This window comes from Streptomyces sp. NPDC017529 (genome assembly GCF_044329785.1).
Lineage (GTDB): Bacteria > Actinomycetota > Actinomycetes > Streptomycetales > Streptomycetaceae > Streptomyces.
Genome location: NZ_JBIRJY010000034.1, coordinates 40560 through 47955, shown reverse-complemented (window position 1 = coordinate 47955; position 7396 = coordinate 40560). Strand labels below are relative to the sequence as shown.

12 protein-coding genes are annotated in these 7396 nt (G+C 71.5%); 1 reads left to right on the top strand and 11 read right to left on the bottom strand.

Annotated elements, in window-relative coordinates; translation table 11 throughout:
- Positions 1 to 44 precede the first annotated feature (44 nt).
- Together ACH4K4_RS37575 and ACH4K4_RS37570 are read right to left on the bottom strand one after the other, a co-directional pair.
- Positions 45 to 383, bottom strand: a complete 339-nt coding sequence (locus tag ACH4K4_RS37575) for a hypothetical protein (protein WP_398174495.1) — start codon at positions 381 to 383, stop codon at positions 45 to 47.
- Positions 384 to 439: 56 nt separating this feature from the next.
- Complete coding sequence (locus tag ACH4K4_RS37570) at positions 440 to 916, bottom strand: hypothetical protein (protein ID WP_398174492.1); 477 nt, start codon at positions 914 to 916, stop codon at positions 440 to 442.
- A gap of 180 nt (positions 917 to 1096) precedes the next feature.
- Here ACH4K4_RS37570 and ACH4K4_RS37565 point away from each other — a divergent pair, with 180 nt between their 5' ends.
- Positions 1097 to 1609, top strand: coding sequence for a hypothetical protein (locus ACH4K4_RS37565; RefSeq protein ID WP_398174489.1), 513 nt, complete (start codon positions 1097 to 1099; stop codon positions 1607 to 1609).
- A 46-nt stretch (positions 1610 to 1655) separates the two neighbouring features.
- On the opposite strand, the gene ACH4K4_RS37560 is transcribed toward ACH4K4_RS37565, so the two are convergent.
- The 9 genes from ACH4K4_RS37560 to ACH4K4_RS37520 form a co-directional block, all read right to left on the bottom strand.
- The gene (locus tag ACH4K4_RS37560) at positions 1656 to 2426 is read right to left on the bottom strand and encodes a hypothetical protein (RefSeq protein ID WP_398174486.1); all 771 of its coding nucleotides are present in this window, start codon (positions 2424 to 2426) and stop codon (positions 1656 to 1658) included.
- A 75-nt stretch (positions 2427 to 2501) separates the two neighbouring features.
- Entirely contained in the window at positions 2502 to 3017 is a 516-nt protein-coding gene (locus ACH4K4_RS37555) for a hypothetical protein (protein ID WP_398174483.1), read from the bottom strand.
- 40 nt (positions 3018 to 3057) lie between these two features.
- Complete coding sequence (locus ACH4K4_RS37550; RefSeq protein ID WP_398174480.1) at positions 3058 to 3255, bottom strand: hypothetical protein; 198 nt, start codon at positions 3253 to 3255, stop codon at positions 3058 to 3060.
- A gap of 105 nt (positions 3256 to 3360) precedes the next feature.
- Positions 3361 to 3816: a hypothetical protein gene (locus ACH4K4_RS37545; RefSeq protein WP_398174477.1), complete on the bottom strand. Its 456-nt coding sequence runs from the start codon at positions 3814 to 3816 to the stop codon at positions 3361 to 3363.
- Positions 3816 to 4367: a bifunctional DNA primase/polymerase gene (locus tag ACH4K4_RS37540; protein ID WP_398174474.1), complete on the bottom strand. Its 552-nt coding sequence runs from the start codon at positions 4365 to 4367 to the stop codon at positions 3816 to 3818. Before ACH4K4_RS37540 ends, ACH4K4_RS37545 begins: the two co-directional genes overlap by 1 nt.
- Positions 4364 to 4798: a hypothetical protein gene (locus ACH4K4_RS37535; protein ID WP_398174471.1), complete on the bottom strand. Its 435-nt coding sequence runs from the start codon at positions 4796 to 4798 to the stop codon at positions 4364 to 4366. Before ACH4K4_RS37535 ends, ACH4K4_RS37540 begins: the two co-directional genes overlap by 4 nt.
- 288 nt (positions 4799 to 5086) lie before the next feature.
- Positions 5087 to 6040 (bottom strand): recombinase family protein, encoded by a 954-nt coding sequence (locus ACH4K4_RS37530; protein WP_398174468.1) that lies wholly within the window; start codon positions 6038 to 6040, stop codon positions 5087 to 5089.
- Positions 6030 to 6554, bottom strand: a complete 525-nt coding sequence (locus ACH4K4_RS37525) for a hypothetical protein (protein ID WP_398174465.1) — start codon at positions 6552 to 6554, stop codon at positions 6030 to 6032. Before ACH4K4_RS37525 ends, ACH4K4_RS37530 begins: the two co-directional genes overlap by 11 nt.
- Positions 6547 to 7281 carry a hypothetical protein gene (locus ACH4K4_RS37520; protein ID WP_398174462.1) on the bottom strand — a complete coding sequence of 245 codons (735 nt, stop codon included), beginning with the start codon at positions 7279 to 7281 and terminating at the stop codon, positions 6547 to 6549. The genes ACH4K4_RS37525 and ACH4K4_RS37520 overlap by 8 nt, the downstream gene beginning before the upstream one ends.
- Positions 7282 to 7396 lie beyond the last annotated feature (115 nt).

Here is a 7396-nt window from a genome sequence, read left to right as displayed (position 1 = left end):
ACGTCCTGTGGGCGATGATCCGTGACGGAGAGCGCTTTCATGCTTCACCTCCCGTCACGGGAGCGGCTTGACAACACGATTGGGAAGTTCCTTGTTGTGTCGGCTCGGGTGCGGCGCTTCTCGGCCTGGTCGGGGGCGAACGCGAGGGCCGGTGAGCGAGGATGCGGCGGGTCGTTGCGGTGCCGCCACGCGTGAACCGTCCTGACCGGGTCGGTGATGAGCAGCAGGAAGAAGAGCACGGCCTGCCGGGGGCGGCTGGACCATCGGCCGAGGTGGAATCGCAGTTGCCAGTTGGCCCAGTCGGAAAGTCGGTTGTAGGGCTGCCAGCGGCCGATTCCGTATCCGGCTGCCAGAGCTGCTGCGACGGCGAAGGCGATGGTCATGGCTTCTCCTTCCGGGGTATCCATGGTGGTGGTGCGCGGGGCGAGGGTTGCCCGGGTTACTGCTCGGCGATGACGTCGGCGGCGGCGTCCAGGTAGGCGTCCTGCGCGTCCAGGACGGTGCGGTGCAGCTGCTCCAGCTCGTTCCTGTCGGCGGCCTTCTTGAGGGCGTACGTGGCGTCCAGGGCCGTGTGGGCGTACGGGGCGAGCGCGCGGTGGGCGGCGAGGAGTCGGGCGTTGATCAGGGCTGTGTTGACGGTGGTGCGGGCCGCCCGTACGGCGGTCTTCGACGCGGCGAGTTCTTCACGGCTGGGTGCGGGGGTGCCGGGTGCGGGGTGCTGGAGTTCCCAGCGGGCCAGGCGCTGTTCGCGGTAGGCGGTGAGGGCTGTGACGAAGGCGTGGGCGGCGGTCTTGAGTTCGGTGCGGCGGGCCTCGGCGGTGGCGGCCTGGTGGGTGCGGGTGGCGGTGTAGTGCTGGAGGGCGGCGCCGAGGAGGGTGCCGGCGATGGCGATGAGGCTGGTGAGTGCGGCGTTCACGGGTTCCTCCGGGGGAGGGGCGCGATGCGGATGCCCAACTGTACCTAAAACACATTGCTGTAGCAATGTGTTTCGCGGTTTGGTGTGGTCGTCCGGGGCTTGTCGAACGTCTGCGCGCCGTTTCCCGCCCTGCGCTGCGGCGGTACGGTCACGGCATACCCGATCCGCTGGGAGGCCGCCGTGACATCGCCGTCGGAGGCCGGGAAACGGCCGGACTACCCGCCCAAGACACCGCCACCCCCGAAGAAGCCCATCTCACCGTTCCCGCCGGAGCCGAACCCCAAGACCGAGGCTGCGGCGCCGATCACGGGCGCGCCGGGGGGCCGGCGACGGGTGATGGCGAACCGGCGGGGCGCCAACTGGCCCCTGGACGCCTACCCGTGGACCCAGGCGGCCGCCGGGCGCCGCGTGATGGCCCAGTTGCGGGACTGGGGCCACCAGGTTGACGAGAAGACGGTAGGCGGCGTTGTGGGGCTTTTGGTGGAGACGGCGGTGGAGGCGGGCGGGCGGCGGGTCAGCCTGCACCTCGCCGACCAGGGCGGGCAAGCGCTGGTGCTGGTGTGCGCGCACCAGCCGGGCCCGCGGTTCGACAGCGAGATGGTGCTGCGGCGGGTGGCGGGGCTGGGCGCGGTGTCCTGCGGCACGGACACGGCCGTGGACGGGCGGCGGGTGTGGGCGGTGCTCGACCTGTAGTAGGCCGGCGGCCACGGACGGCGCAGCGCGTCGGGCGGGCCGCAGGTTACTTGGCTCCGGTGAGCGGGGCGTTGCGCAGCGCGTTTCGGATGCCCGCCACGTCGAACGGGGTGAGCAGGCCGGCGCGGGTGTCGTCGCGGTAGCCGCCGTTCGGGGAGCACATCAGCGGCGTGAGCCCGGCGGAGTCCTTGACGCACTCGTAGTCCGCGACGGTGCCGTCACCGTTCAGATCGACGTTGGGGTGGTCCAGGCCGAGGGCGTGCAGCATCTCGTGCACGAACACGTGGAAGCGGCCCTGTTCGGTGATGTACCAGGAGCCGTCCCAGTACTCGCTGGTGATGCGCACCCAACCGCCCCACGCGGAATGGTCGATCGTGTTGTAGCAGGGCAGGCCCTGCGAGTAGCCGGCCCGGCCGAGAGGCTGGTACGCCTCGGTGTACTGGATGTGGCCGCGCGGCGGGCACTTCGCGTAGTCGGGGGTTTCGAGGCCGCCGAGGGTGATGCGGACGCCGAGTTGCTGGAGCTGGGTGACGGCGCGGGTGAGGTAGGGGGTGTAGCGGGCCTGCAGCTCCTCGCTGGGGAACGTCACCACGTACTGCTGGGTGGGGGAGATGGACCGGACGCCGAGCCGTTTGGCGATGCGCCAGCCGGGGCCGGCGTACTGGGGGACGGTGGCCAGGGCGGCGGCGCGTGCCGCGGCCGCGGCACGGCTGGCGGTCTCGGCCGGGCTGGTGCTCCCGGCGGCAGGGCCGGACCCGAGGGCGAGGAGGGCGAGGACGGCGCTGGTGACGGCGGCGAGGCGGGTCGGAAGGCGCATACCAGCAGTGCACCCGGGAAACCGGTCGTCCGCTGGGCTGCGTTGCCCCGGCCCGGACCGGCCACGCAGGCGGGGCTACCGGTCACGGACGGCTTTCATGTGCCGCTTGTTGCGCCGCGCGCACCATGCCTCATGGAGCCGCTCGGCGGCCTCTTCGCACTGCGGGGTGCCCGGCGCGTAGCCATGGGCGACACCGACCGCGGTACGCAGGGCGCGGACCTCACCGCAGTCGGCGTGGGAGGCGGGGATGTCGGAGGCGTGGTCGTACATGTGCTGGGTGCGGCGGTGCAGCTCGGCCAGGAGCTGGTGCTGGACGGCGCGGGCTGTAGTCGGCAACTGGGTACGGCCGCGCACCTTGTCGATTCCCGCCCTGATGCCGGCATGGACGGCGACGAACACCAGGAAGGCGACGCCGACCAGAACGATGTCTGTCCACAGGGAGTTGCGGGGCGGCTTGCCGGTGTACTGGGCTGTGAAGTGCAGGAGTGCGCCGAGGCAGGCGCCGTAGATGAATCCGTCGAGGAGAACGTTCAGGTAGGCGTTGCGGGCGTGGCGCTGACCGTAGCGGTGGCGGCCGTCTGGGGAGGTCATGCCTCCATGCTGGCCGCGGTCCGGCCGGGCGTTGCCCCGGTCAGGTGGTGGTGCAACCGGCGGCGGTCATCGCCGCCTCGATGCGGGACCGTTCGTCGTCTTCGAAGGGACGCGACCCGTCCCACTCGTTGTTGGGATCCCAGACGTACAGCGCGACCGGGCCGCGCGTCGGCGGGGGCTCGGGCAGGAGCAGCGCGCACTCGGACATGACGAGCCGCAGCTGCGAACCATCGGTCAACGGACCACTGACACCAGCGGCGCCCGGCCGGCCCGCCGCGTCCCTGGGCTACATGCGTTCCATCCGGCGTCGGCCACGGCACGGGTATCACTTGAGGTCAGAAGGCTAGTCCCAGAGCCTGAGTTCCCGGGTGGCCAGGTGCAGATGCCGGGTCTCCGGGGGGTAGCTGGTCGGGGCCTGGAGCCCGAGAGCCCAGACGGTGACCGCGTACTCGTAGCCGTGCCGGTGGCGGTGGTAGTCGCCCGCGGCGCCCTTGAGGAAGCGGCGGACGGCGGGACTGTACGTCTCGGTCTCTTGGCCGTTGCCGGTGTTCTTGAGCCGGGGGTCGGTGAGGAGCCGGGTGAGGGCGTCGTGCCAGCGGGTCAGGTCCTCGGCGCGCTTGCGGAAGGCGCCGGCGGTGTCGTCGGTGTCGGCGAGCAGGGTCTCCAGCTCGAAGTACGCGGGGACGGGGACCTGGTCGTCGTACTCCTCAATGGCGTCGACCTCGGGGTCCGTGAAGGGCTGCACGTTGTACTGGCACAGGCCCATGGTGTTCTGCAGCGACTCGCGGAAGTAGCGCATCAGAGGTCTCCGAGACGGTCGGCGATCCAGCCGGGCAGCGGCGCCACCGGCACGTCGCGGACGATGAGGTACGGCAGGCCGCCCACGATGGAGCCGGGCCCGACGAGGTACCCGCCGCTCCGGCGGCCGGGCCCGCGGACGTCGATCCCGGGCCCGAGCGGGGAGCGGCCGCCGGAGACGCTGCCGATGGTGCAGTCCGCCGGCACCCGGAAGTACAGGTGCAGGCCCTGGTGCGGCGTCATCACGGTGAAGGTGTCGGGCCAGTCGGTCAGGCCCCGGATGTCGAGCTGGGTCCGCAGCGTCTCGATGCCGTTGCGGGCCGGGCCGTCGGCCTCGTGTACGTCCAGGTCGAGGGCGACGACCCGCGAGGCCCGGCAGCCGACGCCGACGTTCGCGCCGCCGTCGAGCAGCTGCACGAGCGCAGCCGGGTTGGACGTCGCGCGTTGCTGCCACCCGGGCGTCGGGACGCGGCCGCCGGCGGGGATGGGGAACAGGGCCAGGCCCCGGTCCATCGCCCGTGCGGCGGCCTCGGTGTCGGTCGCCGGGGTCACGCCGCTTCGTCCTCGTCCTCGTAGCAGGTGCACTCGTCGTATGGGCTGGATGACCCGGCGCCGCATTCCCGGCAGTAGATGTCGCGGTCCGGGTCGTCGTAGTCGAGCTCGTAGGCGTACTCGCCGTGGCGCCAGCCGGTGCAGCCGTACGAGCAGCCGCAGCCTTCGGCGCACTCGGGGCAGATCATCCCGTATGTCCAGCCGCACCGTTTGCACATGACCTGGTTGCGGGGGGCGTTGCGCTCCTGCTGCAGGTAGGCGACGGCCTCCTTGTACGTGTTGATGTCGACGTACGTCTCCAGGTACTCGACCAGTGTCTCCCGTTCGTCCGGGTCGGGGTGGCCCAGGAGCGCGATGGCGCAGGCGTGCTTGATGCCCAGCTCCTCCTTGAGGTCGGCCAGGGCCTTCTTCCGCGCGTGGTGCTTCGGCATCTCAAGCTCTCTTCCGCGGCTCGCGGTGATCCCAGACTCACCGGCCGCCAAGAGCGAGGCCAGCAAGGGTGATGCGATGTGGAGGTTGGCTCGGCGCGGAGCACCTTTGGTGGAACTCGTCCGGTCTGGGCCAGACGAACCGGGCCACGAGCCGGGCCCACGACCCAACGGTCGCAGTTCTGACTGTAGCGGAGGGAGCCAACCCCTGGGGGGACTCTCGCGTGTCGGCGCGGGAATGGGTGATACGCCTCGTACCTGACGCACGAGTGCGAGGCATATCACTCCAGTTCAGAAGGGGGACTGAGACGCGGGGTTCGCTGGGTTGGCCATGGCGACGCGATCGGAGTGGATGCGGTGGGCCTTGCGGCCGGCGGGCGACTGCATGAGCGCGGTCGCGGAGTGCTCGATCATCGCCACGTGCACGCTGAGCGGCGCGGTGACCCGCACTGAGTAGCCCTGTCCCCGGCGGATCGTCCGGCCGTTCTTCAGCGCCTGGCGGACCGTGTCGTCGGCGACGTCGGCCAGGTGCTCGGCAACCAGGCCGGGGACGTCGACCGCCACGACCGGGTCGGTGGCCACCGCCTGGTCGTCGTCGGCGACATCGTCCCGGCCGTCGCCGTCGAGCAGCTCCGACAGGTCGTCGGGCAGGTCGCGGGCTCCGGCGGCATCGAGGACCCGGCGCACGGTCTTCGGCGCGATGTCGTACTGCCGGGCGAGGGCCTTCACGGCGGCGCCCTCGCGGTACGCCTCCACCAGCTCGACCACCTCGCCCTCATCGAGCGCGGCCGGACGCCCGAGCGTCTTCCCGGTCGCGGCTGCGGCGGCGACGCCCTCCTTGGTGTTCTCCGAGATCATGTCGCGCTGGAACTCCAGCACTGCGGCCAAGACGCTCACCATCATCTTGGTGCCCGGGTCGTCCGAGGCGAGGTCGATGCCGGACAGCAGTCCGGACTCCACGCGCAGGTGCAGGCCCCGCCGGATGAGCACCGGCCGCAGGGCGAGGATGTCCGCCACCGACCGGAACAGCCTCGCGGCGTCGGCGATCCGGATGGTGTCGCCGACGGCGGCCTCCTCTAGGAGCTGCTTGAAGCCCGACCGGTGCAGGGACAGCACCCGGCTGGAGGTCGCCGGGTCCTCGTACGACGGGGCGCCGGCGGCGAGCAGCTGCGCCAGGGCGTGCTTCTGCCGGGCGTCGGTCTGCTTGTCCGTCGAGTGCCGCAGGTACAGCCGGTCAGTGGGCATGGTCGTCACCCGCCGGCCGGGAGTCGATACCGCGCCGGGCGTCGGATGCCGCGAGCCTGCTCGCCAGCGTCTCGGGCTGGTGCTCCTGCCATTCCTCGTCGGAATGGGGCAGGCCGTCGTCCGCGCGGCCGTCCAGGAGCCGGGGAAGGAGAGCGCGCAGGGCGGACGGGGCGGCGAGGCGGGGCACCGGCAACCGGTCCCAGGTCTCGCCCACGGAGCTGAACTCGTCCCACAGCGGCGCGTACGTCCAGCCATCGACCTCGTCCCAGCTCAGAGCCAGACCGTGGGGCCATGCCTCACCGTTGACCATCGGGGCCGCGGTGCGGTCATGGCCGCAGGTGCCCGGCACAGTCATGGGCTCGGTGCGGCGGTAGTAGAACATCGCGCAGAGCACCCCGGTGTCGCTGCGGTACGCGTACCACTCGTCGGGCTCGTACGGCCCGCCGGGGCCGCCGTCGCAGTGAGCGATGGCCTCGGCGTAGGCGTGGTGGGGGAGCAGGGAAGCGTCAGTCACGGTGACCGCTTTCGGTGCCGAGCGGGGTGACGGTGCCGCCGATGAGGCGTTCGGTGGCGTCCATCGCGTGGGCCTTGCAGGCGAGGAACGACTTCCCCTCCACGTCGGTGACCTTGTGGGTCAGCGGTTCACCGCACGGGACTCCCAGCCGGTCGTAGTTCCACGTCCGGCCGCAGGCGAGCTGCGTGCACCGGGTCCGGCCGCCGCTGGAGGCCAGGGTGTTGCCGTGTTCGGGGCAGACGCCCCATGGCACCGCACACACGGAGCCGTCGCGTACGGCGCGGACCCGGGCGAGTTCGCCGGCGGTCTTCTCCAGGGCCTCGCTCACGCCGGTGAGCCGTCCGGTGGCGTCGTCCAGGCGGAAGGCGGTGTGCCGGGTCTCCTCGCTGGCGCGCAGCCGCCGTTCGACGTCGCGGATGCGCTCCTGGAGGGCGGAGGCGTCGGCGATCAGGGCGCGGAGGTCGGCGGGGGTCGGCTCGGGGCCGGTGGCGGCGGGCCGGTCGTCCTGGACGCTGGCCTCCCAGTGGTCGGAGCCGTCGGCGCGGGTGTGCTGCCAGTCCTGGCGGGAGCCGATGATGCCGTCGGCCCAGTCCATAGCGGCCTCGACGTCGCGGTCGAAGTTCTCGCGGAAGGGCTCGTGGCAGTCCAGGAAGCGATTGTCCCGGTTGAGCTGCCAGCCGGTGACGGCGCCGGTGAGGTAGGTCGGGGCGAGGGTATAGCGGGGCATGAGGTCCCCCTCGGTCGTGCCGGGCCGGGCGGCCCTGGCGGTCGATGACCACCATAGGGGGCGAAAACGGGGGGCGCAAGTACGGAATGGATTCCATTGGATCGCCACTCCGGAA

Excerpts from the sequence above, each read along its gene's own strand:
- ACH4K4_RS37520 (WP_398174462.1), bottom strand. The coding sequence starts at position 7,281 with ATGCCCCGCTATACCCTCGCCCCGACCTACCTCACCGGCGCCGTCACC.
- ACH4K4_RS37575 (WP_398174495.1), bottom strand. The coding sequence starts at position 383 with ATGACCATCGCCTTCGCCGTCGCAGCAGCTCTGGCAGCCGGATACGGA.
- ACH4K4_RS37530 (WP_398174468.1), bottom strand. The coding sequence starts at position 6,040 with ATGCCCACTGACCGGCTGTACCTGCGGCACTCGACGGACAAGCAGACC.
- ACH4K4_RS37555 (WP_398174483.1), bottom strand. The coding sequence starts at position 3,017 with ATGACCTCCCCAGACGGCCGCCACCGCTACGGTCAGCGCCACGCCCGC.
- ACH4K4_RS37545 (WP_398174477.1), bottom strand. The coding sequence starts at position 3,816 with ATGCGCTACTTCCGCGAGTCGCTGCAGAACACCATGGGCCTGTGCCAG.
- ACH4K4_RS37560 (WP_398174486.1), bottom strand. The coding sequence starts at position 2,426 with ATGCGCCTTCCGACCCGCCTCGCCGCCGTCACCAGCGCCGTCCTCGCC.
- ACH4K4_RS37535 (WP_398174471.1), bottom strand. The coding sequence starts at position 4,798 with ATGCCGAAGCACCACGCGCGGAAGAAGGCCCTGGCCGACCTCAAGGAG.